The organism is Yersinia massiliensis CCUG 53443, assembly GCF_000312485.1.
Lineage (GTDB): Bacteria > Pseudomonadota > Gammaproteobacteria > Enterobacterales > Enterobacteriaceae > Yersinia > Yersinia massiliensis.
This window is the reverse complement of record NZ_HE997649.1, coordinates 164,832-188,543: the sequence shown is the minus strand read 5'-3', so window position 1 is coordinate 188,543 and position 23,712 is coordinate 164,832. Positions and strand designations below refer to the sequence as shown.

Sequence of the window (23,712 nt, the reverse complement as noted above, 5' to 3'; positions counted from 1 at the left end):
TTTCAGTACAGCATTTGATATCACTGATAAAGTTGTCCAACCTTATGATTAAGATAAAGAAAGGACTCGACCTTCCCATCGCTGGGTCACCCTCGCAGGTGATAGAGAATGGTCCAACTATTCGTCATGTCGCGCTGCTGGGTGAAGAGTATGTGGGCATGCGTCCCTCCATGTTGGTACAAGAAGGTGACTGGGTTAAGAAAGGTCAGGCTCTGTTTGAAGATAAAAAAAATCCTGGTGTGATGTATACCGCACCGGCTAGCGGCAAAGTCAGCGCCATTCATCGTGGTAAGCGTCGAGTGCTGCAATCGGTGGTGATTGAAATTGAAGGCGACGAGCAAATTGCTTTCGAACGTCATGATGAGTTGTCTTTCAATCAACTGAGTGATGAACAAGTACAAAACCAGTTGCTGGCTTCTGGTTTATGGACTGCCTTGCGAACTCGGCCTTTCAGTAAAACCCCCGTACCGGGTAGCCGCCCTCGGGCTATTTTTGTCAGCGCAATGGATACTCAACCGTTGGCGGCGGATCCACAGGTGATCATTGCCACTGAACCCGATGCCTTTAAGCATGGTTTAACCCTTCTCACGCGTTTAACGGAAGGTAAGGTGCATGTTTGCCATGCATCAGGGCAGGCGGTCAGTAGCCATCCGAACGCGCAGGTGACCTACAATGAATTCTCTGGCCCTCATCCGGCGGGTTTAGTGGGCACACACATCCACTTTCTTGAACCCGTGAGTGCGCGTAAGACCGTTTGGCATCTGGGGTATCAGGATGTGATTGCGATTGGCAAACTTTTCACCCTTGGTGAATTGTGGACTGACCGTATTGTCGCGGTGGCAGGCCCGCAAGTGAATGAGCCGATATTGCTGCGTACTCGCCTTGGCGCGAGTTTGTCTGAATTGACGACAGGCAGACTGAAAGACGGTGAAAACCGCATTATTTCTGGCTCCGTTCTCAGTGGTACGGCTTTCTCGGCCACTCATGGCTACCTCGGGCGTTTCCATCAGCAAGTGTCTGTTATTCGCGAGGGGCGAGAGAAGGAACTCTTTGGCTGGGTCATGCCTGGTCGCAATAAATACTCCATTACTCGCACCACACTCGGCCATTTCTTCAAACGTAAATTGTTTGCTTTTTCGACCAATATGAACGGTGGTGAGCGTGCAATGGTGCCTATTGGCAACTATGAACGTGTCATGCCGCTGGATATTTTGGCGACACATTTACTGCGGGACTTACTTTCGGGGGATACTGAAAGCGCGCAGGCACTGGGTTGTCTAGAGTTGGATGAAGAAGATCTGGCATTGTGCACATTTGTCTGCCCCGGTAAGTACGAATACGGCCCGGTACTGCGCGACATATTGACCAAGATTGAGCAGGAAGGATAACTCATGGGCCTGAAACATTTTCTCGAGAAAATAGAGCACCACTTTGAAGCGGGTGGGAAATTAGAAAAGTATTATCCGCTGTATGAGGCTGCTGCCACCATTTTCTATACCCAAGGTAAAGTGACGCCGGGTGCGTCTCATGTGCGAGATGCCATCGACCTAAAACGGATGATGATTCTGGTCTGGCTGGCGGTCTTTCCAGCCATGTTCTGGGGGATGTACAACGTCGGCGCTCAGGCGATCCCAGCGTTAAACCAACTCTACAGTGCTGCCGAGCTGCAACAGATTATTGCCAGTGATTGGCATTATCAACTGGCCCAAATGCTGGGTGTTTCCTTTGCCCCTGATGCGGGCTGGATCAGCAAGATGGTACTGGGGGCAGCCTATTTCCTGCCCATTTATGCTGTGGTGTTTTTGGTTGGCGGCTTTTGGGAAGTGGTTTTTTCTATCATCCGCAAACATGAAATCAACGAAGGTTTCTTCGTCACTTCCATCTTATTTTCGTTGATTGTGCCGCCCACATTGCCTTTGTGGCAGGCTGCACTGGGGATCTCTTTCGGCGTCGTTATCGGTAAAGAGGTCTTTGGTGGTACTGGGCGTAACTTCCTTAACCCAGCGTTAGCGGGGCGTGCTTTCCTGTTTTTTGCTTACCCTGCGCAGATATCCGGTGATTTGGTGTGGACTGCAGCAGATGGTTTTTCTGGTGCCACCCCACTGTCACAATGGACGGTTAACGGTAGCCACAGTTTAGTGAACACCGTGACCCATCAACCTATCACTTGGATGGATGCTTTTCTGGGTAACATCCCCGGATCTATTGGTGAAGTCTCTACGCTGATGATCTTGATCGGGGGGGCCATTATTCTGTTTGCCCGCGTGGCTTCTTGGCAGATTGTGGCGGGTGTGATGATTGGCATGATTGCCACCGCGTGCTTGTTTAATTGGATAGGCTCTGACACCAACCCGCTATTCGCGATGCCTTGGTATTGGCATTTAGTCCTCGGTGGTTTTGCGTTTGGTATGGTCTTTATGGCAACCGATCCGGTGTCGGCCTCATTTACCAATGCCGGTAAATGGTGGTATGGCGGTTTGATTGGCGCGATGTGCGTATTGATCCGGGTGGCCAATCCGGCTTATCCAGAGGGCATGATGCTCGCTATCCTGTTCGCAAACCTGTTTGCACCACTGTTCGACTACGTGGTTGTTCAGGCCAATATTAAGCGGAGGAAAGCCCGTGGCGAGTGATAAACCAAGAAATAATGACAGCATCAGCAAAACATTGCTGGTGGTGATCGTGTTGTGTTTAGTGTGTTCTGTCGTGGTGTCAGGTGCGGCTGTCGGGCTAAAAGCGAAGCAACAAGAGCAACGTTTGTTAGATAAGCAGCGTAATATTTTGGCGGTCACCGGCTTACTGCAACCGAGAATGCCTGCTGAAGAAGTGCAACGCGAATTTGCTGAACGTATTGAACCTCGCCTACTGGATTTACAAAGTGGCCAGTTTATCAAACAAGACCCCGCGACTTTTGACCGAGCTCAGGCGCTACGCGATAACCAAATGAGCATCGCGCTGACCAGAGAGCAAGATATCGCCGGGATTCGGCGTCGGGCAAACATTGTTGAAATCTATCTGGTACGTGGTGACGATGGGCAGATCAATAAAATTGTTTTGCCCGTCTATGGCTCGGGTCTGTGGTCAATGATGTATGCCTTCGTGGCCATCGACAGCGACGGTAAAACTGTGCGCGGTATTACCTACTACGATCATGGTGAGACACCGGGGCTGGGCGGAGAGATAGAGAACCCCAATTGGCGTAACCAGTGGGTGGGTAAACGGTTATTTGACGATCAGGGGCAACCGGCTATCCGTATTGTTAAAGGGCGTGCGCCTGCTGACGACCCTCATGCGATAGACGGATTATCAGGGGCGACATTGACCTCAAACGGGGTGCAAAATAGCTTCGATTTTTGGCTCGGTGAAAACGGCTTTGGCCCGTTCCTGCAAAGAGTGCGCGAAGGAGCGTTAAAAAATGGCTGATACCAAAGAGATTAAGCGGGTCTTATTCGGGCCCTTATTTGATAACAACCCTATTGCATTACAGATCTTGGGCGTTTGTTCTGCGCTAGCAGTCACCACCAGATTGGAAACCGCTTTAGTCATGACGCTGGCCGTAACCTTGGTTACCGCCTTCTCTAGCTTTTTCATCTCATTGATCAGAAACCACATTCCAAACAGTGTGCGTATCATTGTTCAGATGGTCATCATTGCTTCGCTGGTGATTGTTGTGGATCAGATCCTGCGCGCTTATGCCTTTGAGATCTCCAAGCAACTGTCAGTGTTTGTCGGTTTGATTATCACTAACTGCATTGTCATGGGGCGTGCAGAAGCCTACGCGATGAAATCGCCACCGATTGAAAGTTTTATGGATGGTATCGGTAATGGCTTAGGCTACGGTGTGATTTTAGTGCTGGTGGGCTTTGTGCGAGAACTGATTGGCTCGGGTAAATTATTTGGTGTGACGGTACTTGAGTCCGTGCAAAACGGTGGGTGGTATCAGCCAAATGGATTGTTCCTGTTAGCGCCTAGTGCATTCTTTATCATTGGTATGCTGATTTGGGGCCTACGTACCCTGAAGCCTGCGCAGATTGAGAAGGAGTAATTGACGATGGAACATTACGTCAGTCTGTTTGTCCGCGCAGTATTTGTGGAAAATATGGCTTTAGCGTTTTTCTTGGGGATGTGTACTTTTCTGGCTGTTTCCAAGAAAGTGGCGACAGCTTTTGGCCTTGGCATTGCGGTCACGGTCGTTTTGGGCATTTCAGTACCGGCCAATAATTTGGTGTATAACCTAGTGCTGCGTGATGGTGCCTTGGTCGAAGGGGTGGATCTCAGCTTCCTGAATTTCATCACCTTTATTGGCGTTATCGCGGCCATTGTGCAGGTATTGGAGATGATCCTCGATCGTTATTTCCCCGCCTTGTACAACGCATTGGGTATTTTCTTGCCTTTGATTACCGTGAACTGCGCCATCTTCGGTGGCGTTTCCTTTATGGCGCAACGTGATTACAACTTCCCTGAATCGATTGTGTATGGCTTTGGTTCCGGCATCGGGTGGATGTTGGCCATTGTGGCACTCGCCGGTATTCGCGAAAAAATGAAATATGCCAATGTGCCTGCGGGTTTACAGGGGTTAGGGATCACCTTCATCACGACCGGATTGATGGCATTAGGATTTATGTCTTTCGCCGGTGTGAGCCTATAAGAGCAGGAATAATTCATGGAAATAATTCTGGGCGTAGTGATGTTCACCCTCATCGTGCTGGCGTTGACGCTGATGATCTTATTTGCCAAGTCAAAGCTGGTGAATACGGGGGATATTAGTGTTGATATCAACGATGATGCGGAAAAATCCTTTGTTGCTCCAGCAGGGGATAAGTTGCTTAACCTGCTTTCTAGCCACGGCATTTTCGTTTCCTCAGCGTGTGGCGGCGGTGGTTCGTGCGGGCAGTGCCGAGTCAAGATTAAAGAGGGGGGCGGGGACATTCTGCCTACTGAGCTTTCTCATATCTCAAAGCGTGAAGCCAAAGAAGGTTGTCGCTTGGCGTGTCAGGTCAGCGTGAAACAAAATCTAAAAATTGAGTTACCCGATGAAATCTTTGGTGTGAAAAAATGGACATGCGAAGTTATCTCCAATGATAACAAAGCCACATTTATCAAAGAGCTAAAGTTGAAAATTCCAGACGGGGAGGTTGTACCGTTCCGCGCTGGGGGCTTTATTCAAATTGAAGCAGAGCCGCATACGGTCAAATACGCTGATTTTGATGTGCCAGTGGAATATCGTGGTGACTGGGATAAATTCAATTTGTTCCGATATGAGTCGGTTGTCGCGGAGCAAACTGTGCGTGCTTACTCGATGGCAAACTACCCAGAAGAACGTGGCATCATTATGCTGAATGTGCGTATTGCGACGCCGCCACCTTCACAGCCTGATGCGCCGCCGGGAATCATGTCATCCTATATTTGGTCCCTGAAACCGGGCGATAAAGTGGTTATTTCTGGGCCGTTTGGTGAGTTCTTCGCTAAAGATACCGATGCTGAAATGATCTTTATTGGTGGTGGTGCAGGTATGGCACCGATGCGTTCGCACATCTTTGATCAACTCAAGCGGCTGCATTCGAAACGTAAAATCAGTTTTTGGTATGGTGCTCGTTCACTGCGCGAAATGTTTTACGAAGAAGATTTTAACCAGCTACAAGCTGAGAATGATAATTTCCAATGGCATGTGGCGTTGTCTGATCCCCAGCCAGAAGATAATTGGACGGGGTATACCGGATTCATTCATAACGTCTTATTCGAAAATTATCTTAAAAATCATCCAGCACCTGAAGATTGTGAATTCTATATGTGTGGTCCGCCAATGATGAATGCGGCCGTGATCAAAATGCTGAAAGATCTCGGCGTGGAAGACGACAATATTATGCTTGATGATTTCGGTGGTTAAATTTCTATTCACTGGCTTCAATTTTCACCGGCTTCAATACTTACCGGCTTCAAATGTGTAGGGAATACAACGATTGGGGATATCGTGCAAAAGCAAAAACAGGTAATACATTGGTTAATGGCTGTGGTGGGGGTTGTCATGCTGGCGGGCTGTGGCCCTGAGCAGATCAATCTGGAAGGGAAAACCATGGGTACTTCCTACTCCATTAAGTATGTAGGGGGATCATCCGTGCCCAGTCCTGAGAGACTACAGCAGGAGATCGATCGTGAGTTAGAAGTCGTTAATGATCAGATGTCGACTTATCGCCCCAATTCAGAATTGAGTCGCTTTAACAAAAGCCGAGAAGTGAACAAGCCGTTTGCGGTTTCAGTGGCAACGGCAAAGGTGGTACGTGAAGCAATCCGTATCAACCGTCTGACAGATGGAGCGTTGGACGTGACTGTTGGGCCATTGGTCAATTTGTGGGGGTTTGGCCCTGAAGGGCGGCCAGATGTAGTTCCGACCGAAGCTGAAATTGCCAAACGTCGAGCTTGGGTGGGGATTGAAAATCTGGCGGTAGAAAATGGGGCACTGATAAAGCGGATTCCCGAGTTGTATGTCGATCTCTCTTCTATTGCTAAAGGCTACGGCGTTGATGTAGTCGCTGAATATTTGGAGGCCAACGGTATCACCAACTATATGGTCGATATCGGCGGTGAAGTCCGAACCCGTGGTAATAATGGGGAAAACAAACCTTGGCGCATTGCGATTGAAAAACCGGTTTCTGGCATGTCACAAAGTGCTCAAGAGATTATCGAACCAGGGCGCATGGCAATCGCAACTTCCGGTGATTATCGCAACTATTTTGAGCAAAATGGTGTCCGCTATTCTCACACTATTGATCCCGCAACAGGGCGGCCCATTAATCACCGGCTGGTGTCTATCACGGTTTTGGATCCAAGCTGTATGACTGCGGATGGTTTATCGACAGGGTTAGATGTGCTGGGGCCAGAGAGGGGAATGGCATTGGCGAATTTACTCGGTATTCCGGTACTGATGATAGTTAAAACTGATGAGGGTTTCGAGGAACGTTATTCCGATGCCTTCCAGCCTTATCGGCAGAAACGGCCTTAATCGGAGGGGATATGTTGACTGTTTTTATCGCGTCCTTTGTCTTTTTTCTGTTAGCTATCGTCGGGATGTCATTAGGCTATCTTGTTAAGCGTAAGACCTTGCAGGGCAGTTGTGGTGGCATCGGGGCATTGGGAATGGAGAAAGTCTGTGATTGCCCCGAGCCTTGTGATTCGCGAAAGAAACGTTTGGCGAAAGAGGCCGCACGCCAGAAGGCGCTGGATCAGTATCGTATTTTATAGCGAGTGATTAGAGCGCGATAATTGAAGTTAATATAATATATCCCCCAGACAACGCTCTGCTGGCTGGGGGATATATTGAGATAGCGATAATCGATTCTCTAGCAAATAGTGGGTAATAAAAGTATCTATATCCTAAGCATCATTATTTAGATGATCACGTTATTCTTCACCACTTACTATTCTTCGCCACTAACAATCTTTTTAAATAGCGCGGGTGAATCGACCATAACACCATCTGCACCTAATTCTTTTGCTTTCTTATAGTCTTCGGGTGTATTTATCCCAAAGAAAATAATGTGCGCGTCAGTGTTTTTGCGAAAACAATCAACGGCTTCTTTATCCCAACTCAGTACCGCATTGGAACGGCCCTCTCCCAATGTATATTTTTCTACCACTTCAACTTTACGATGTAATTCCAAGCCATACCAACGCTCGGTGTTACCTGCAGGTAAATCACATTTATGATCCATAGTAATGTTGGCTAGCTGAGTGCGCGTAAGGTCACGGCTTTCAAAACGCTTTATTTGATGTGATGGATCAGCCGCCTTATTCACGGTATCCAATGCATTCAAATAAGCATCGTCGGTTGAGTAGACTCGAGTGCGGGATAGGCGGCTTTTCTCGCCTTTATGGCTAGCTTCAAGTGTTTGTTGCAGCGCTTTGGCGAAGGTCAACGGATTGGCATCGGGTGATTTGATGTCGAGATAAAATGTGGTGGTTGGGAATTGTTTCAATACTTCATCGAGAGTAGGTATGCCGCTGTTAGCACCTGATTTAGGCGTAATATTGTGTTTTTTATCATAAGCAACACTCGCGTCCATTTGTGCGAGTTGTTTAGCGGTATAAGCAGAAACTTTACCGGATTTATTCGTTAATTCCTTAAGATCAGAAGGGCGATACAATACGGGAATATTATCCTTAGACAGTTGTAGCGTGATCCAAATTGCATCGGCGCCATTATCGAGCGCCTTTTGGATGGCGGGCAATGTGTTTTCTGGCGCATCACCTGTCCCTCCTCGATGGGCAATAATTTGTGGTATTTCAGGGGAGGTAACAGATTGGGGATTTGCAGCAAAACCAGAAGAAACAAAACCGGAGGATAATAGTAGGGTAGCCATAATATAATTTCGCATAATATTGAGTCCTATTCATTAATTAACAATGAATTATCGTTGAGGTTGATGTTAATCATATAAGTAATATTTTTAGGCCTTTTCGAATTTAATGATTTTTTATAAAAAATAAATAGCAAAATATTTAAAGAACTTAATAACAGGATTCAATTCTGTTATATGAGTCATTGATTGTTGTTTTGATTAGGATAATCATGAAATGTGACAGTTAATCGATAGGCTTGGAGGGGCTAGGACTAGGATAATCTTGAATCAAGATTAGTTTACTGTATACTTATACAGTAAATGTGTGGTGGGTGGATAAGATGCGAAAAATTATTCATGTGGATATGGATTGCTTCTTTGCGGCAGTTGAAATGCGTGATGATCCTAGCCTACGCGATATCCCTATCGCGATTGGTGGTAGTCGCGACAGGCGTGGTGTCATCAGTACCGCCAATTATCCCGCTAGGCGTTATGGTGTCCGCAGTGCGATGCCAACGGCCATGGCACTGAAACTATGCCCACAACTGAAAGTTATCCCCGGCCGTATGGCAGCCTATAAAGAAGCGTCACTGCATATTCGTGACATTTTCGCTCGCTACACGCCATTAATTGAACCGCTCTCCTTAGATGAAGCCTATTTAGATGTGTCTGATTGCTTGGCGTGTAGCGGTTCAGCCACATTAATTGCCCAAGAGATTCGCCAGTTAATCGCTGATGAACTGAACCTGACAGCTTCGGCTGGCATTGCTCCTATCAAGTTTTTGGCAAAAATAGCGTCCGATTTGAACAAGCCCAATGGGCAATATGTCATAACTCCTGGGCAGGTTTTAACCTTTTTACATGATTTGCCCTTGAGCAAAATTCCAGGCGTCGGGAAAGTGACCGCGAAACGTTTACAGGATGTCGGGCTAGCCACCTGTAGTGACGTACAAAACTACTCGCAGGCTGAATTATTGAAACGCTTTGGTAAGTTTGGTCATGTGTTGTGGGAGCGCTGCCACGGTATTGATGAACGAGAGGTATCCCCAGAACGTTTGCGTAAATCGGTGGGTGTCGAAAGGACCTTGGCAGAGGATATCCATGACTGGGATAGCTGTGAATCATTGATTGAGCAGCTATATATTGAGCTGGAAACGCGGTTAAGTAAGGTCAGGCCAGACCTGCATATTGCTCGGCAAGGGGTGAAGCTGAAATTTCATGATTTTCAGCAAACGACGCAAGAACATGTTTGGCCGCAGTTGAATAAAACGGACTTAATGCAAGTGGCGAAAACTGCGTGGAATGAGCGCCGTGCTGGGCGGGGAGTACGCTTGGTGGGCCTGCATGTCACATTGCTGGATCCTCAACTTGAGCGGCAATTACTGCTGAGCTGGGAATAGGGCGACATAAAAAAACGGCGGACCCATTTGAGCCGCCGTTTCGCATCAAAATGTTAATTCGATCTATTTATGCGCGTTCTGGAATTGCTTTGAGCAATGCGGTCAGCAACTGCCAATATTGACCTACGCTCTCGATGTGAACTTGTTCATCCGGCGAATGCGGCCCAGTCATGGTTGGCCCAATCGAGACCATATCCATATCTGGATAAGGTTTTTTGAACAAACCACATTCAAGACCTGCATGGATGACCATGATGTTTGGCGTTTTGTTGAATAACTTTTGGTAAGTTTCCCGTACAAGGGCCATTACCGGTGAGCTAGGATCTGGCTGCCAGCCAGGATAGCCACCTTTTGGTGAGGTTTTCGCACCCGCTAACTGGCCAATTGCTGTCAGCATGCTTACCACGTAATCTTTTCCGCTGTCGATCAGGGAACGAATCAGGCAAATAATTTCTGCTTCGTTTTCATTCATGGTCACCACACCCACGTTCAGTGAGGTTTCTACCACGCCTTTAACAGCATCGCTCATGCGAATGACACCATTTGGTGTCGCATTTAATAATGCCACCAAACGCTGTTGAGTCTCTTTCGTCAGGGCTTTCGCCTCTGAGCTAACAGGCTCAAGTAGTATCGTCAGATTTTTTTCTACCGCGGCTAATTCGTTTTTCAGTGTGGCCAGATAATCTTGGCTCAAACTTTTCAGTTGATCGACTTTATCTGCGGCAATGGCCAGCGTCACAGAGCCTTCACGTGGGATAGCGTTACGTAACGTACCGCCATTCAGGTCCAGTACACGCAAATCTAACTCTTTAGCCTGTTCAAACAGGAAACGGGCGAGCAGTTTATTAGCATTGCCTAGACCGAGGTGGATGTCTGCGCCTGAGTGACCACCTTTCAGACCTTTTAGGGTCAGTTTCAGTGTTTGGTAGCCCGCTGGGACAGCTTCACGCTGAAGCGCAAACGTGGTGATGAAATCAATACCACCAGCACAGCCCATATAGATTTCACCTTCCTGCTCGGAATCGGTGTTAATCAGAATATCGGCTTTCAACCAGTTAGGTTGCAGGCCGAAAGCACCATCCATACCGGCTTCTTCGGTCATGGTCAGCAGCACTTCCAGTGGGCCGTGCTCAACGCTGTCATCAGATAACACAGCCAGTGCTGAAGCCATACCAATCCCATTATCAGCCCCTAATGTCGTGCCACGGGCTTTTACCCATTCACCATCGATATAAGGTTGGATGGGATCTTTGGTGAAGTCATGTACCGTGTCATTATTCTTCTGCGGAACCATATCCAGATGGGCTTGCAGTGCAACAGGTTTACGGTTCTCCATCCCTTTGGTCGCAGGCTTGCGCAGCAGGATATTGCCGACTTGATCACGCTCCGCGTGCAAACCTTTCTCCTTGGCCCACGCCATAATATGCTGTGCCAGCGCTTCTTCATGGTAAGACGGGTGAGGGATAGAGCAAATTTTTGCGAAAATATCCCACAACGGCTGTGGCGAAAGTTGAGACAGTTCAGACACTGTAAGTCTCCTGTAATAGCATTCCCATTCGACAGTCTCACAACGGAGATTTCGGAGATGCTATTGGGTTGATGACTAAAGATTTTAGGGGTTGTGATAAAACGCCATCATGATGGCGAGATAGTTTGAGAATATCACTTTCATTGGCATTACGCGCGTCTCGCACCACAATTACTGTCTCAGATTCGACTAATTAGCCCGATAATTGCTGGTTTTTATTTGGTTGGCTCACTATAATCTCGCGCAACCTTTTTTCCCCTTCTGATACATGGCACGCCACTTCTATACTGGCTGGGATTACATTTTATGAGCGAAAAATACGTCGTTACCTGGGATATGTTGCAAATTCACGCCCGCAAATTGGCACAGCGTTTACTGCCAGCGGAACAATGGAAAGGTATCATCGCGGTCAGCCGTGGTGGGTTAGTACCTGCTGGCATTCTGGCGCGTGAGCTGGGTATTCGTTATGTAGACACCGTTTGCATTTCTAGCTACGACCATGACAACCAACGTGATCTTAAAGTCTTAAAACGTGCTGAAGGCGATGGTGAAGGCTTTATCGTGATTGATGATTTGGTCGATACTGGCGGCACGGCAAAAGCCATTCGCGATATGTACCCGAAAGCTCATTTTGTGACGGTGTTCGCTAAACCCGCGGGTCGTCCATTGGTTGATGACTATGTGGTTGATATTCCTCAGGACACATGGATTGAGCAGCCTTGGGATATGGCGGTAACCTTTGTTGCCCCTTTGAGTAGCAAGTAATTTACCCAACTTTAAGCGCTCGGTGTTGACCGGGCGTTTCATTTTTCCCGCAGTATGAGTAAACTTGGCTCCATCTGAGCAGCCCTTATCGGGCCTGCATCACGGCTTATGGAGGCTATTGTTACTATGGCACAAGCCAACCTTTCTGAAATTTTGTTCAAACCTAAATTTAAACATCCTGAAACGTCGACCTTAGTGCGGCATGCCCATTGCAATCATCCAATGAGCGTTCATTCTGCTTTGGATGGCGATACGACTTGTCATTGGTATCGAATGATCAACCGCCTCATTTGGACTTGGCGTGGTGTTGACCCTCTTGAGATAGAAGAAGTCTTATCGCGTATTGCCTGTTCAAAAGCTGAACACAGCGATAACGAACTGCTGGACACCGTCGTCGGTTATCGTAACGGTAACTGGATTTATGAATGGGCACAGCAGGCGATGAAATGGCAGCAAAAAGCGATGGAAGAGACCGATCCTGAGAGCGCGGGCCAATATTGGTTAAACGCATCCAACCTCTACAGCATCGCCAGTTATCCGCATCTGAAAGGTGATGAACTCGCTGAACAAGTCGAGGTTTTATCTAACCGCGCGTATGAAGCTGCCGCTGAACATTTGCCTTATACCCTGAAAGAATTAGAGTTTTCTATTGCTGATGGGGGCACACTTTGCGGTTTCTTGCATATGCCAACCGTGGGCAGTGCGCCATTCCCAACGGTGCTGATCTGCGGTGGGTTGGACACCCTGCAAGGTGACTATCATCGTTTATTCCGCGACTATCTTGCGCCGAAAGGCATCGCCATGTTGACCATCGACATGCCATCTGTCGGGGCTTCATCCCGTTGGAAGTTGACGCAAGATACCAGTTATCTGCATCAACAGGTATTACATGCTTTGCCCAATATCCCTTGGGTTGATCATCAGCGCGTCAGTGTTTTCGGTTTCCGTTTTGGTGCCAATGTCGCGGTCCGTTTAGGTTATCTGGAACCTCAACGAGTGCGTGCAGTGGCATGCCTTGGGCCGATTGTTCATCACCTTTTGTGCAACAGCGATAGCCAGCGCAAAGTACCGGATATGTACATGGATGTAATGGCCAGCCGTTTAGGTATGGCTGATGCTTCCGATGAAACACTGAAAACAGAAATGAATAGCTACTCATTGAAAATACAAGGTTTACTGGGTCGGCGTTGCCAAACGCCAATGCTGGCAGGATTCTGGGAAAACGATCCTTTCAGCCCGAAAGAAGAATCTAAGCTCATATGCTCTTCTTCCGCTGACGGCAAATTATTGGCTATATCATCTACACCGCTCTATGACAATTTCCATCGTGCATTATTGCAAACCAGCCAATGGTTAGAAGATAAAATGCGTTAATGAGTTGCTAATTTTTAACAGTTTGCTAAAAAGGTGCGTCTACATAAGGAGATTTAAGAATGACGTCAACCAGTGCTCATCCTAAAAGTAAGCTTATGAAACGTTTCGCCGCTTTGGGGCCATACCTACGTGAAGGGCAGTGCCAGAATGACCGTTTTTTCTTTGACTGTTTAGCTGTTTGCGTCAATGTAAAGCTTGCTCCCGAAAAGCGTGAGTTCTGGGGTTGGTGGATAGAGTTGGAGCCTGCGCAAGACCATTTTACTTATGTTTACCAGTTTGGCCTGTTCAATAAAGAAGGCACTTGGAAAGCAGAAAACATTAAAGATCCTGAAGTACAAGAGAAGCTGGAGACCACTCTGCGGAGTTTCCATCAGCGTTTAGCTGAAATGCTCACCTCTATTGAAATGAAATTGGTCCCTGCACAAGATTTTAGCGAGCAACCCGTTAAGTTGTCCGCGTAAGACGTTAAGTTGTTCGCGTAAGAATAGTGTTGTTCTACCCAAATCAATAAATTCCCCTTTAAGCACAATAAAAAGGGGAATTTATTATCATGCCTGTTGGCATAATGCGTTGCGCCTGCTACAAAGACCTACACCTTTCGTATTTGAAGTCACCAGGCCGTTAATCAACGATGTTCGCTCTTAGGTTCATCGATGGTGTCCGCCTCAATGAGACAGACGTCTAGCTGCAACGCCAGTGACTTTAGGTATATATTGTTTCTTTTATTTATCCCAACGGCAGAAAAATTATGAGTGGCAGCCAGACATTGGTTGTGAAATTGGGGACGAGTGTGCTGACAGGCGGTTCCCGTCGTCTTAACCGTGCCCATATTGTTGAATTGGTGCGTCAATGTGCCCAGCAACATGCAAAAGGTCATCGTATCGTTATTGTCACCTCAGGGGCGATTGCTGCTGGGCGTGAACACTTGGGTTATCCAGAATTACCCGCCACCATTGCGTCAAAGCAACTATTAGCTGCTGTCGGGCAAAGCCGGTTGATTCAGCTCTGGGAACAGCTATTTTCCATCTATGGCATCCATGTGGGCCAGATGTTGCTGACTCGGGCTGATTTGGAAGATCGCGAGCGTTTCTTGAACGCACGCGACACCATGAATGCTTTACTGGATAACCGTATCGTACCGGTAATCAATGAGAACGATGCGGTCGCGACCGCTGAAATAAAAGTGGGCGATAATGATAATCTCTCTGCGCTGGCGGCGATCCTCGCGGGTGCAGATAAGCTGTTGTTACTGACGGACCAAGCCGGTTTATACACAGCAGATCCCCGTAATAATCCGGAAGCTGAACTCATTCGCGAAATACATGGGATTGATGATGCACTGCGTGAAATTGCGGGCGACAGTGTCTCGGGTCTTGGTACCGGTGGTATGGCGACCAAACTGCAAGCCGCTGATGTCGCATGCCGTGCGGGTATCGACGTGGTGATTGCCGCGGGCAGCCAAGCTGGCGTCATTGCTGATGTGATAGATGGCACCCCCGTCGGGACACGGTTTCATGCGTTGGAAACACCGCTGGAAAATCGTAAACGCTGGATTTTTGGTGCGCCACCTGCGGGTGAAATCACCGTTGATGATGGTGCCGTCGCAGCGATTATGGAGCGGGGGAGTTCACTGCTGCCAAAAGGGATCCGTAGCGTCAAAGGGGATTTCTCTCGCGGCGAAGTCATTCGTATCCTCAATCTTAGTGGGCGAGATTTAGCTCACGGTGTCTCGCGTTATAACAGTGACGCCTTGCGCATGTTAGCGGGCCATCACTCACAACAAATTAGCGATATTCTCGGATATGAATACGGCCCAGTGGCTGTTCACCGTGACGATATGATTGTCAGTTAAGGAGCAAGCATGAGCATGCTGGAACAGATGGGGAAAGCCGCCAAACAGGCGTCTTGGCAATTAGCGATGCTGAGCACAGCAAAAAAGAATCAGGCACTTGCGGTGATTGCCAACCTGCTGGAGTCTGAAAGCCAAACCATTTTGCAGGCTAATGAACAAGACATGATAGCCGCCCGCAATAGTGGTATGAGTGAGGCATTATTAGACCGGTTATTATTATCCCCCGCTCGTTTATCGGCCATTGCTAATGATGTACGTCAGGTATGCCGCCTCAATGACCCTGTGGGGAGAGTCATCGACGGGAGTTTGCTCGACAGCGGTTTAAAATTAGAACGCCGCCGTGTCCCACTGGGGGTGATTGGCGTGATTTATGAAGCCCGCCCTAATGTCACCATTGATGTGGCGAGTTTATGTCTGAAGACCGGTAATGCGGTCATTTTACGTGGTGGCAAAGAGACGCATCACACCAATCAGGCAACGGTAAAAGTGATCCAGCAAGCCTTGGAGCAGTGCGGCCTACCTGCCGCCGCTGTGCAGGCGATTGAAAGCCCAGATCGTGAATTGGTCAATGAACTGCTGCGGATGGATCGTTATGTCGATATGTTGATTCCGCGCGGGGGGGCCGGGTTACATAAGCTGTGCCGTGAACAATCCACCATTCCAGTGATTACTGGCGGTATTGGCGTCTGTCATACTTTTGTCGATGAAAGTGCAGATTTTGAGAAAGCATTATTAGTCGTTGAAAACGCAAAAGTTCAGCGTCCAAGTGCCTGTAACTCGTTAGAGACACTGCTGGTTCATCAGGCTATCGCCAAAGAATTTCTGCCTGTATTGAGTGACAGAATGCATGCTTTTGGTGTCACACTTCATGCCAGCCCACAAGCCATGCCCTATCTCGCAGAAGGTAAGGCGAATGTTGTTGCTGTGGAGGCCGTTGATTACGATGATGAATGGTTATCACTGGATCTGAATGTGGATATTGTGGCTGATATTGATAGCGCTATTGCACACATCCGTGAGCATGGCACCAGCCACTCCGATGCGATTTTAACTCGCTCACTCAGTAGCGCTGAACATTTTGTCCGCGCAGTGGATTCATCTGCCGTGTACGTCAACGCCAGCACACGATTCACCGATGGGGGGCAGTTTGGTTTAGGCGCAGAGGTGGCGGTCAGCACCCAAAAACTCCATGCGCGTGGCCCTATGGGGCTAGATGCACTAACCACCTATAAGTGGATTGGCTACGGTGATGATTTAGTCCGTAGCTAATTGGCCGCAAATTGCGGTAAGTCGATCATAAAAGCGATATTCGGCCTGCGCCAATGTCGCTTTATTTTTATCTCATCCCCCTCATCGCAAAGAAATTAACAAATCATCATTAAAGTTAATCTATTTTCTGCCGATAACCCCCCTGATATTTGTAGGCTTCAAATTATCTGGTGAGCCAGAGCGAAACATTAAAGATGGGGAATGGCAGGTGAGCGAAACGTCTAAAGAAAACTTTGTCAAAACGAATAAATTAGCGATCTGTGCAGTGCTTCGAGACCTACAGAAGAATGATACAGCCGTCATGGTGACGCATGCTCGCGGGCAGTTTATTAGCCGCATTTTAGATGTTATGCCTGAGACGAATCAGTTTATTTTTGATTTTGGCAGCGTGGAGCATGAGAACATTCTCGCGCTTGCCTCGAACCAAATAACCATCATCGCGGAACCTACTGGCGCCAAAATTGAATTCGCCTGTCATAAATTGCAAGAAATAAAATATTTGTCATTACCTGCTTTTAGCTCACCACTGCCGGAGCAGCTCTATTTTATCCAACGACGGGAATATTTCCGCATCAATATTCCTCAGTGGCCTGCTTATTACTGCACTGGGAAATTCTCTGATGGCAGTCAGTTTTCTTACGCTCTTGCGGACATTTCTTTGGGTGGAATGGGGGTATATGCCCTGAAAGGCAGTGAGTTCCCGCTGCAAGGATGTGGTGTTCTGCGGGATGTTTCGGTTGATTTATGTGGTTTTGGTCTTTTTAAATTGGACCTGCAATTTATTCGGTCCATTGATAAGCAAGTCGTCAATAACAAGGGCGAAACGCTGACGATGCAGCGCCTAAGTTTTAAATTCCCTCGTTTAAGCCCGATTCAAGAAAAAGGGTTGCAACGCGCTATTTTTGAGTTGGAAAAACAACAAACCGCTAAGGCGCGAAAATTTCAGGAGGGGATTTAGTTTTTGAGTTCACAGCGAAATGGCCTGCGGTCTGCATATAGACTCCGTGTTGGGTGTGGCAACTGGATTTTGTGAGCCGTTTCCAGCCATTCATGATGGATTACATGTGGCATTAGATGGCGGCGAATATGAATTAATTATTATTTTGTCATGATTATTAACTCAGTCGAGATAGTCAATCGGCGCTATCTCGACTTTATCAAATAAAATCTAAGAAATGTGTTGAATTATCATGCTGCTGGCCCAATATTATAAGCTGGTCAACAAGGAGGAATCAGCATGGGGATTAGCGAAGAAGAGAGTATCCGCCGTTTGACTGATGAGAAAAGTTCGATTGGTCATTCGGCTAAATGGGTCGCCATCATTTCAGCGGTCTATTTTGTTATTATGCTGTTTTATCAGCATGAATTGGGTGTATTAGCGCTGGCTGGCGGTATTTTTATTGTCTCATTCTCGACTTGGATGAAGAAACGCCAAAAAGTAAAATCGTATAGAAATCAGCTACAACAGTTGGGTGAAGATAAAACAGTCTAGAGAAAACCGACCTTTTACTGATTGATCAGAAGAACAGCAGGTATTTATGCCTGATGCACTGTTCATCCGATTATCAGTGTGAGATTTTCGTTTGCAGCCCTGCAAGCGCGCTTAAGTTATTGCCTCCATTTTTGTTATTGTCTCCAATGTTGTTATAGCCTATCTTTTTATTTCAGCGATTTAGACATATTAAACCCAGTGACGACAAACGCCATTTGCTCATACAATCTTTTTGCGTGCGGATTATCAGCGGCGACCCGCAGTTTTATCTCGAATACCCCTTGGTCGATCAACCGTTTTTCGAGCGCCTCCAAACTGGCAGAGCCATAACCCTTACGCTGGTATTGTGGCAGCACATAAAAATCCTTAATAAAGGCAGCGCTATCCTCTTTCCCCAATCCATACCATAAATAACCGACCAACTGATTTTCATCGCCAAGATTGTCGTTATTTTCGATACAAAAAAGGTGATCGTTTGGACTATTAACGCCGTTCGGTAAGTAGCTATCAAAGCTATGTGTCGCATAAGCTAATGCTTGCTCAGCGCTATAATCGCTATTAGATGATAAATCTTGCGCATACTCGGTAATAAATAAATTCCTATAGCCGCAAAGTTCCTCATTACGCATTGCTCTTAGCGTGACCATAATATTTCCCCATCCTATTGTGACGTTTCAATCCTGCCACTATAGTGGATTTGTTGTGAAAAAAGCATGTTTACGCGTAGCAGGAAAGAAGATAGATAAAATAAATCAGCAGGTTAAACCATCAGTGGGGATGTAATGACAAAACAAAATAGCCATACAGATACTGTTGAACGGCAGTTTGGTGATCAGGCTAATGCCTATCTGACGAGTGCGGTTCATGCTCAGGGTAAAGATTTACAGCGCTTGGCTATGCTACTGCAACCCCATGGTGATGCTCACTTGCTCGATCTTGGCTGTGGGGCGGGACATGCCAGTTTTGCCGCCGCTGCTGTCGTTAAATCAGTTGTTTCCTATGACCTCTCTGCGCAGATGTTACAGGTGGTCAGTCAGGCGGCAGCAGATAAAAATTTAACGAATATTGTCGTACAACAAGGGCTAGCGGAATCATTACCCTTTGATGACCACCGTTTCGATATCGTCATCAGCCGTTACTCTGCCCATCACTGGCACGATGTCGGCCAAGCGTTGCGTGAAGTGAAGCGGGTACTGCGCCCCGGTGGTCGGGTGATCTTTATGGATGTGGTTTCACCGGGTCATCCAGTACTGGATATTTATCTGCAAACCGTGGAAGTGCTACGTGATACCTCACATGTCCGAAATTACTCACCAGGCGAATGGTTGGCACTGTTTACCGATGCTGGGTTACTGATTAGTGAAGTGACATCCGATCGATTGTATTTGGAATTCAGTAGCTGGATAGCCAGAATGCGTACGCCTGAACATTTCGCAACAGCCATCCGTGAGCTACAAAAATCAGCATCCGATAGCGTCATTAATCATTATCAGATTCAATCTGATGGTTCGTTTAGTAGTGATATTATGATGGTTGTTGCCCAATCCTAATACCCGTCATCTTTCAAGCTGCAGGTGTGTTGCCTCCTTCCTGCCGCTTGAAATCTATAGGGTATAAATATGTGGAAGATTAAAAGATTAAATTATTTTCACTTATATTGACGTTCATTTCCGCCAGAGACACAAATAAAGTTATTTCCTCCTTATTTCCCTCACAATGATTGATGTTCTTTACACTCTATTACGTCTCCTTGCAGTGCAGCGCTCATAATTAATCTTACAAAGACGTTATCCATTACCTGCTTGTTGGAGAAGTTTATGAAACTATTACCTGTTATCGTCGCTGCATTCATCGCCACCACTTCATTTGCTACCATGGCAGCACAAGAAGTCAGTCAGGAACAAGCGACTAAATTGCAAAGTATCGGGGTGATTTCACTTTCAAACGTCAGTGGATCGCCAATGGATGTTGAATCAGCCTTAAATGCAAAAGCAACCGCTGATGGTGCTAGCCACTATCGCATCATCGGTATGAGCAATCCGGGTGATTCAAGCAATTACAGTGCCACTGCTGAGATTTATCGCTAATACTTCGCAATAAATCCTAATGAAGGAACGAGTAATAGATTCTGTCAGTACGGTAATAACATTTTCGTTTGCCGGTCAGCCCAAGGTAACAATGAATGACTCTTGTTACCTTGGGCTGACTTATTTTTATTCATCATATTCTTTCTGATGGTCTTTATAGCCGCAGACTCAAAATAATTAATTATTAGAGTAATCTTAATGATAGCGTAAGAAATATAAGGTGTTATTGTGGTATATCTTGGGCTCTGAGGAGAGGCTATGTTAAACACTGTTCGGCGTAATTTTAAAAGCCAATTTTCCTATTTACAGCGTTTTATTGCTTCACCACGCACCGTTGGCACGTTAGCCCCTTCGTCGCCTTGGTTATGTCAGGCGATGTTGAATCAGGTGGATTGGCAACAACATCTGAATATTGCAGAGTTAGGTGCGGCAGATGGCGTGCTAACAAAGCGAATTTTGTCGCATATGTCCGTCAACTCTCGCTTACAAGCTTACGAAATCCAACCCCATTTTGTGCATGCCTTGCACCAGATAAATGACCCACGTCTGCAAGTTGCCGATCGTTCAGCTGAACTGTTGGATCAGAACTACGATGTGGTATTTTGTTGCTTACCATTGCTCTCGATACCCACAAAAATAAGTATCAAAATCTTGCAGCAGACTCAACAACGTTTACGGGTAAATAATGGGGTACTCGTTCTGTTTCAATACAGCCACCTGTCTGAACCCTTGTTATCCCGCTACTTTATGTGGAAAAAAATACGCGTCGTCCGTAATTTCCCCCCTGCATTAGTTTATATCTGTCAGCCTCGTTAGCGTTCTATCATTAACTTTCCCCATTCATTGCGCCGTTGTCTCTATTCTATAGGGAGACTATCAAGTGAATGGAGTCATTCACTGAGCAAATTTAGCGTGAAAATGATGGCTGTTTAGGTGTGATACATTGGAATTGTTGCACAATATCAAATTATCACATTGGATTATCTGTATCATTAAATTTACGCGCCTGTAAAGTTTGCACTACTCTCAATTATCGGTATGATTTGCATCTACAGCAAATGGCTGAGTGTTAATCAAATCAAGCTGATTAACACTGAGTCAGTTAAACGTAATGACCCGTTTTTGATACCGAGAATTCATTCTCAGAAGTTGATACGAAAGGACTTTCAAGTAATGACACAAACTATCTTCATGGTTGGTGCGCGTGGCGCAGGTAAAACCACGGTGGGGAAGGCGTTGGCAGAGGCGTTGGGGTATCGATTTATTGATACAGACCTGTTTATGCAGCAAACTTTACAGCTCACTGTTGCCGATGTTGTTGCCCGTGAAGGGTGGGATGGTTTTCGTTTGCGTGAAAGCATGGCATTAGAGACAGTCACTGCGCCTAAAACGGTCGTTGCTACTGGTGGTGGGGCGGTTTTAACCCCGAGCAATCGTACATTTATGCGTCATCACGGTGTGGTGATTTACTTGCGCGCATCGGCCAATGTACTTGCAGAAAGGCTAACGGAAGACCCAGAAGATGCTCAGCGGCCAAGTCTAACCGGTAAACCTATCGTTGAGGAAATGCTGGACGTTCTCGCTAGCCGTGAAGCACTCTATCAATCGGTCGCTCATCATGTGCTTGACGCCACTCAAACACCGCATGAGGTCGTTGAACGTATTTTGCAGATTTTAGCTGATGAAACAGTAAAATAGTGGCGAGATTGAGCCCGATCGATGAGATGAACAGATTTGCACTATAAAGGTATTTGTAAGACGCATGTTTTTATTACGTCGATAGCAACCCATCTGATTGCCTGATAATTATACGAAGAGTACAATCATCACCTACGTAATCATTTCAACGTAAACCATTTGCGTTGCTTAATGCCACCTAGGCAAGGCCAATCAAGGCGGGCCGATGAAAACCCTCAAGCTGTATATCCATCAACATACCAATTTTATGCCTGCATTTTGGTCAATATTGATTGTGGTCTTCGAAACCTCATTGGCGTTGTACATTCTACGAAACCTCTAATGTGATACTTCCTTTCTGATAAGCGCTATTCACTTTTGCTGCAAGATTCAATGCAGTGGTTTTGTTATTCGCTAAATAGCCGCGATTCTTTGAGCATACTGATGAGATTCAGCGCCAATTCGTGTGTTTTATCCGCAACCAGATGAGTGAAACCGGTAATGATCCCATTTCGCCATAATATTCAGTGACAGAGTGTTTAGAGAGACTCTAATATGAAAGCTCAATTCTGATTAAGATGCGGGTGCAAAACTATGCTGAAATTTAATGAGTATTTTACCGGGAAAGTGAAATCTATTGGTTTTGACAGTGACAGTATTGGGCCAGCGAGTGTTGGGGTGATGGAAAAGGGTGAATACACCTTCAGTACGGCTAAACCTGAAGAAATGACCGTGATTACGGGCAGCTTAAAAGTGCTGATCCCTGGGTCGTCAGGTTGGGAAGTGTTCAAACCAGGTGAGACATTCTATATCCCTGGGGAAAGTGAATTTAACCTGCAAGTTGCTGAAGCATCATCGTATTTGTGTAAATATTTGAGCTAGTTTTTAGATTAACTTTCATTTCTGCCCTCTCCATGCCAGAAAGGGCAGCGGTCTTTCATTACTCGCTAGCCGCAGTATTAACGCTCAGCTTCACCACCCAATGCTTCAACCATATTTTTAATCAACGCGGCCAGCTCACTGGTCATCAGAATAAAATCGGCATCGAAACGCTGAGCAAAATCTTCTCGATCAATATCATCGTTCTGTTCACGCAAAGTGTCAGAGAATTTCAGGCGCTTTAGTGAACCGTCATCAGATAGCACTAACTGAACGCGCTCCTGCCAATCCAGTGCCAGTTTGGTCACTAACTTGCCAGCTTCGATATGTACCGCGATTTCATCGCTAAACAGATCCTGTTTTTTACAGCGGATCACGCCGCCATCTTCCAGAATAGCTTTTAGTTCAGCTTCATCCATCAGCGTAAAGCCAGCAGGTAACTCTTTGCTACGTACCCACTCTGTTAGCGTTAACTCAATCGGGTTTTCTAATGTCAGAGGGACAACGGGCAGGGAGCCTAAGCTTTTTCGCAGTAATGCCAAGGTATCTTCTGCTCGCTTAGCACTGGCTGCATCGACCATAATCAGGTCATTGACGGTATCTATCCACAAGAAGGTTTGGTTAAACCGACTGAATGCGCGTGGCAGTAAACTGTGCAAAACTTCATCTTTTAGCGAGTCTTTTTCAGTTTTTTTCAGTTTGCGGTGTTGTTCACCTTCCAGCCGTTCGATTTTGGCTTGCAGCTCTTGCTTAATTACCGGTGATGGCAGGATTTTCTCTTCTTTGCGCGCACAAATCACGATCTGACCATTAACCGTATGTGTTAATGCATCGCTGTGTGAACCCATCGGTGATACCCAACCGGTTTTGACCATATCTTGGCTACCGCAAGGGGTGAAACTGAGGGCGCTTAACTGTTTCTCCATTTCATCCGCAGACAGCGAAACTTCCCAGCTTAAACGGTAAACCATTAAATTCTTAAACCACAGCATAGTGTTTTCCCTGGCTCGGGCGCGCTTTGAGCGCGCGAGTTAATCAAACGCAGGGCGGCAT

The 23,712-nt window shown here is 46.6% G+C and carries 25 protein-coding genes; 21 read left to right on the top strand and 4 right to left on the bottom strand.

Annotated features, from left to right (window positions below; genetic code table 11):
• Positions 1-44 precede the first annotated feature (44 nt).
• The 8 genes from BN68_RS19980 to nqrM all read left to right on the top strand — a co-directional run bounded on the left by BN68_RS19980 (position 45) and on the right by nqrM (position 7,239).
• Positions 45-1,388, top strand: coding sequence for a Na(+)-translocating NADH-quinone reductase subunit A (locus BN68_RS19980; RefSeq protein WP_019212969.1), 1,344 nt, complete (start codon positions 45-47; stop codon positions 1,386-1,388).
• A gap of 3 nt (positions 1,389-1,391) precedes the next feature.
• Positions 1,392-2,633, top strand: coding sequence for an NADH:ubiquinone reductase (Na(+)-transporting) subunit B (locus tag BN68_RS19975; RefSeq protein ID WP_019212968.1), 1,242 nt, complete (start codon positions 1,392-1,394; stop codon positions 2,631-2,633).
• A complete protein-coding gene (locus BN68_RS19970) occupies positions 2,623-3,423 on the top strand; it encodes a Na(+)-translocating NADH-quinone reductase subunit C (RefSeq protein ID WP_019212967.1) in 801 nt (266 codons plus the stop codon). The genes BN68_RS19975 and BN68_RS19970 overlap by 11 nt, the downstream gene beginning before the upstream one ends.
• Positions 3,416-4,045: an NADH:ubiquinone reductase (Na(+)-transporting) subunit D gene (locus BN68_RS19965; protein ID WP_019212966.1), complete on the top strand. Its 630-nt coding sequence runs from the start codon at positions 3,416-3,418 to the stop codon at positions 4,043-4,045. Before BN68_RS19970 ends, BN68_RS19965 begins: the two co-directional genes overlap by 8 nt.
• Positions 4,046-4,051: 6 nt before the next feature.
• Entirely contained in the window at positions 4,052-4,648 is a 597-nt protein-coding gene (nqrE, locus tag BN68_RS19960) for an NADH:ubiquinone reductase (Na(+)-transporting) subunit E (RefSeq protein WP_019212965.1), read from the top strand.
• 15 nt (positions 4,649-4,663) lie between these two features.
• The gene (gene nqrF / locus BN68_RS19955) at positions 4,664-5,887 is read left to right on the top strand and encodes an NADH:ubiquinone reductase (Na(+)-transporting) subunit F (RefSeq protein ID WP_019212964.1); all 1,224 of its coding nucleotides are present in this window, start codon (positions 4,664-4,666) and stop codon (positions 5,885-5,887) included.
• A gap of 117 nt (positions 5,888-6,004) precedes the next feature.
• Positions 6,005-7,000 (top strand): FAD:protein FMN transferase, encoded by a 996-nt coding sequence (locus BN68_RS19950; RefSeq protein ID WP_072102502.1) that lies wholly within the window; start codon positions 6,005-6,007, stop codon positions 6,998-7,000.
• Positions 7,001-7,011: 11 nt separating this feature from the next.
• Entirely contained in the window at positions 7,012-7,239 is a 228-nt protein-coding gene (nqrM, locus tag BN68_RS19945) for a (Na+)-NQR maturation NqrM (protein ID WP_019212962.1), read from the top strand.
• A gap of 176 nt (positions 7,240-7,415) precedes the next feature.
• On the opposite strand, the gene BN68_RS19940 is transcribed toward nqrM, so the two are convergent.
• Positions 7,416-8,372 carry a glycerophosphodiester phosphodiesterase family protein gene (locus BN68_RS19940; protein ID WP_019212961.1) on the bottom strand — a complete coding sequence of 319 codons (957 nt, stop codon included), beginning with the start codon at positions 8,370-8,372 and terminating at the stop codon, positions 7,416-7,418.
• A 305-nt stretch (positions 8,373-8,677) separates the two neighbouring features.
• Here BN68_RS19940 and dinB point away from each other — a divergent pair, with 305 nt between their 5' ends.
• Complete coding sequence (dinB, locus tag BN68_RS19935; protein ID WP_019212960.1) at positions 8,678-9,736, top strand: DNA polymerase IV; 1,059 nt, start codon at positions 8,678-8,680, stop codon at positions 9,734-9,736.
• A gap of 67 nt (positions 9,737-9,803) precedes the next feature.
• On the opposite strand, the gene pepD is transcribed toward dinB, so the two are convergent.
• Positions 9,804-11,264, bottom strand: coding sequence for a beta-Ala-His dipeptidase (gene pepD / locus BN68_RS19930; protein ID WP_019212959.1), 1,461 nt, complete (start codon positions 11,262-11,264; stop codon positions 9,804-9,806).
• Positions 11,265-11,570: 306 nt separating this feature from the next.
• On the opposite strand from pepD, the gene gpt reads away from it, so the two are divergent.
• From gpt to BN68_RS19895, 7 genes are all read left to right on the top strand, one after another.
• Entirely contained in the window at positions 11,571-12,029 is a 459-nt protein-coding gene (gene gpt, locus BN68_RS19925) for a xanthine phosphoribosyltransferase (protein WP_019212958.1), read from the top strand.
• Between the two features lie 126 nt (positions 12,030-12,155).
• Positions 12,156-13,403 carry an esterase FrsA gene (gene frsA, locus BN68_RS19920; protein WP_019212957.1) on the top strand — a complete coding sequence of 416 codons (1,248 nt, stop codon included), beginning with the start codon at positions 12,156-12,158 and terminating at the stop codon, positions 13,401-13,403.
• 59 nt (positions 13,404-13,462) lie between these two features.
• A complete protein-coding gene (gene crl, locus BN68_RS19915) occupies positions 13,463-13,864 on the top strand; it encodes a sigma factor-binding protein Crl (RefSeq protein ID WP_019212956.1) in 402 nt (133 codons plus the stop codon).
• 287 nt (positions 13,865-14,151) lie between these two features.
• Positions 14,152-15,255 (top strand): glutamate 5-kinase, encoded by a 1,104-nt coding sequence (gene proB, locus BN68_RS19910; RefSeq protein WP_019212955.1) that lies wholly within the window; start codon positions 14,152-14,154, stop codon positions 15,253-15,255.
• Positions 15,256-15,270: 15 nt separating this feature from the next.
• Positions 15,271-16,524 (top strand): glutamate-5-semialdehyde dehydrogenase, encoded by a 1,254-nt coding sequence (gene proA, locus BN68_RS19905; RefSeq protein ID WP_042807029.1) that lies wholly within the window; start codon positions 15,271-15,273, stop codon positions 16,522-16,524.
• Between the two features lie 208 nt (positions 16,525-16,732).
• Positions 16,733-17,482 carry a flagellar brake protein gene (locus BN68_RS19900; RefSeq protein WP_019212953.1) on the top strand — a complete coding sequence of 250 codons (750 nt, stop codon included), beginning with the start codon at positions 16,733-16,735 and terminating at the stop codon, positions 17,480-17,482.
• Between the two features lie 279 nt (positions 17,483-17,761).
• Positions 17,762-18,016, top strand: a complete 255-nt coding sequence (locus BN68_RS19895) for a hypothetical protein (protein ID WP_019212951.1) — start codon at positions 17,762-17,764, stop codon at positions 18,014-18,016.
• A gap of 167 nt (positions 18,017-18,183) precedes the next feature.
• On the opposite strand, the gene BN68_RS19890 is transcribed toward BN68_RS19895, so the two are convergent.
• Positions 18,184-18,663 (bottom strand): GNAT family N-acetyltransferase, encoded by a 480-nt coding sequence (locus BN68_RS19890; RefSeq protein WP_019212950.1) that lies wholly within the window; start codon positions 18,661-18,663, stop codon positions 18,184-18,186.
• A 135-nt stretch (positions 18,664-18,798) separates the two neighbouring features.
• Between BN68_RS19890 and BN68_RS19885 the strand changes: the two genes are divergently transcribed.
• From BN68_RS19885 to ppnP, 5 genes are all read left to right on the top strand, one after another.
• Complete coding sequence (locus BN68_RS19885) at positions 18,799-19,566, top strand: class I SAM-dependent methyltransferase (protein ID WP_019212949.1); 768 nt, start codon at positions 18,799-18,801, stop codon at positions 19,564-19,566.
• Between the two features lie 267 nt (positions 19,567-19,833).
• The gene (locus BN68_RS19880) at positions 19,834-20,103 is read left to right on the top strand and encodes a YdgH/BhsA/McbA-like domain containing protein (protein ID WP_019212948.1); all 270 of its coding nucleotides are present in this window, start codon (positions 19,834-19,836) and stop codon (positions 20,101-20,103) included.
• A gap of 258 nt (positions 20,104-20,361) precedes the next feature.
• Positions 20,362-20,919: a class I SAM-dependent methyltransferase gene (locus BN68_RS19875; RefSeq protein ID WP_019212947.1), complete on the top strand. Its 558-nt coding sequence runs from the start codon at positions 20,362-20,364 to the stop codon at positions 20,917-20,919.
• Positions 20,920-21,276: 357 nt separating this feature from the next.
• The gene (gene aroL, locus BN68_RS19870; RefSeq protein ID WP_019212946.1) at positions 21,277-21,801 is read left to right on the top strand and encodes a shikimate kinase AroL; all 525 of its coding nucleotides are present in this window, start codon (positions 21,277-21,279) and stop codon (positions 21,799-21,801) included.
• A 573-nt stretch (positions 21,802-22,374) separates the two neighbouring features.
• Positions 22,375-22,662: a pyrimidine/purine nucleoside phosphorylase gene (gene ppnP, locus BN68_RS19865; RefSeq protein WP_004873495.1), complete on the top strand. Its 288-nt coding sequence runs from the start codon at positions 22,375-22,377 to the stop codon at positions 22,660-22,662.
• Between the two features lie 77 nt (positions 22,663-22,739).
• Here the strand turns inward: ppnP and rdgC are convergent, their stop codons facing one another.
• Positions 22,740-23,651 carry a recombination-associated protein RdgC gene (rdgC, locus tag BN68_RS19860; RefSeq protein ID WP_019212944.1) on the bottom strand — a complete coding sequence of 304 codons (912 nt, stop codon included), beginning with the start codon at positions 23,649-23,651 and terminating at the stop codon, positions 22,740-22,742.
• Positions 23,652-23,712 lie beyond the last annotated feature (61 nt).

Bases quoted from the DNA above. Each gene is read 5' to 3' on its own strand.
- BN68_RS19895 (WP_019212951.1), top strand. From the start codon at position 17,762: ATGGGGATTAGCGAAGAAGAGAGTATCCGCCGTTTGACTGATGAGAAA.
- ppnP (WP_004873495.1), top strand. From the start codon at position 22,375: ATGCTGAAATTTAATGAGTATTTTACCGGGAAAGTGAAATCTATTGGT.
- BN68_RS19980 (WP_019212969.1), top strand. From the start codon at position 45: ATGATTAAGATAAAGAAAGGACTCGACCTTCCCATCGCTGGGTCACCC.
- frsA (WP_019212957.1), top strand. From the start codon at position 12,156: ATGGCACAAGCCAACCTTTCTGAAATTTTGTTCAAACCTAAATTTAAA.
- rdgC (WP_019212944.1), bottom strand. From the start codon at position 23,651: ATGCTGTGGTTTAAGAATTTAATGGTTTACCGTTTAAGCTGGGAAGTT.
- BN68_RS19940 (WP_019212961.1), bottom strand. From the start codon at position 8,372: ATGCGAAATTATATTATGGCTACCCTACTATTATCCTCCGGTTTTGTT.
- BN68_RS19880 (WP_019212948.1), top strand. From the start codon at position 19,834: ATGAAACTATTACCTGTTATCGTCGCTGCATTCATCGCCACCACTTCA.
- nqrF (WP_019212964.1), top strand. From the start codon at position 4,664: ATGGAAATAATTCTGGGCGTAGTGATGTTCACCCTCATCGTGCTGGCG.
- BN68_RS19975 (WP_019212968.1), top strand. From the start codon at position 1,392: ATGGGCCTGAAACATTTTCTCGAGAAAATAGAGCACCACTTTGAAGCG.
- proA (WP_042807029.1), top strand. From the start codon at position 15,271: ATGCTGGAACAGATGGGGAAAGCCGCCAAACAGGCGTCTTGGCAATTA.
- proB (WP_019212955.1), top strand. From the start codon at position 14,152: ATGAGTGGCAGCCAGACATTGGTTGTGAAATTGGGGACGAGTGTGCTG.
- BN68_RS19965 (WP_019212966.1), top strand. From the start codon at position 3,416: ATGGCTGATACCAAAGAGATTAAGCGGGTCTTATTCGGGCCCTTATTT.
- gpt (WP_019212958.1), top strand. From the start codon at position 11,571: ATGAGCGAAAAATACGTCGTTACCTGGGATATGTTGCAAATTCACGCC.
- BN68_RS19890 (WP_019212950.1), bottom strand. From the start codon at position 18,663: ATGGTCACGCTAAGAGCAATGCGTAATGAGGAACTTTGCGGCTATAGG.
- dinB (WP_019212960.1), top strand. From the start codon at position 8,678: ATGCGAAAAATTATTCATGTGGATATGGATTGCTTCTTTGCGGCAGTT.
- aroL (WP_019212946.1), top strand. From the start codon at position 21,277: ATGACACAAACTATCTTCATGGTTGGTGCGCGTGGCGCAGGTAAAACC.
- nqrM (WP_019212962.1), top strand. From the start codon at position 7,012: ATGTTGACTGTTTTTATCGCGTCCTTTGTCTTTTTTCTGTTAGCTATC.
- BN68_RS19875 (WP_019212947.1), top strand. From the start codon at position 20,362: ATGTTAAACACTGTTCGGCGTAATTTTAAAAGCCAATTTTCCTATTTA.
- nqrE (WP_019212965.1), top strand. From the start codon at position 4,052: ATGGAACATTACGTCAGTCTGTTTGTCCGCGCAGTATTTGTGGAAAAT.
- BN68_RS19950 (WP_072102502.1), top strand. From the start codon at position 6,005: ATGGCTGTGGTGGGGGTTGTCATGCTGGCGGGCTGTGGCCCTGAGCAG.
- crl (WP_019212956.1), top strand. From the start codon at position 13,463: ATGACGTCAACCAGTGCTCATCCTAAAAGTAAGCTTATGAAACGTTTC.
- BN68_RS19885 (WP_019212949.1), top strand. From the start codon at position 18,799: ATGACAAAACAAAATAGCCATACAGATACTGTTGAACGGCAGTTTGGT.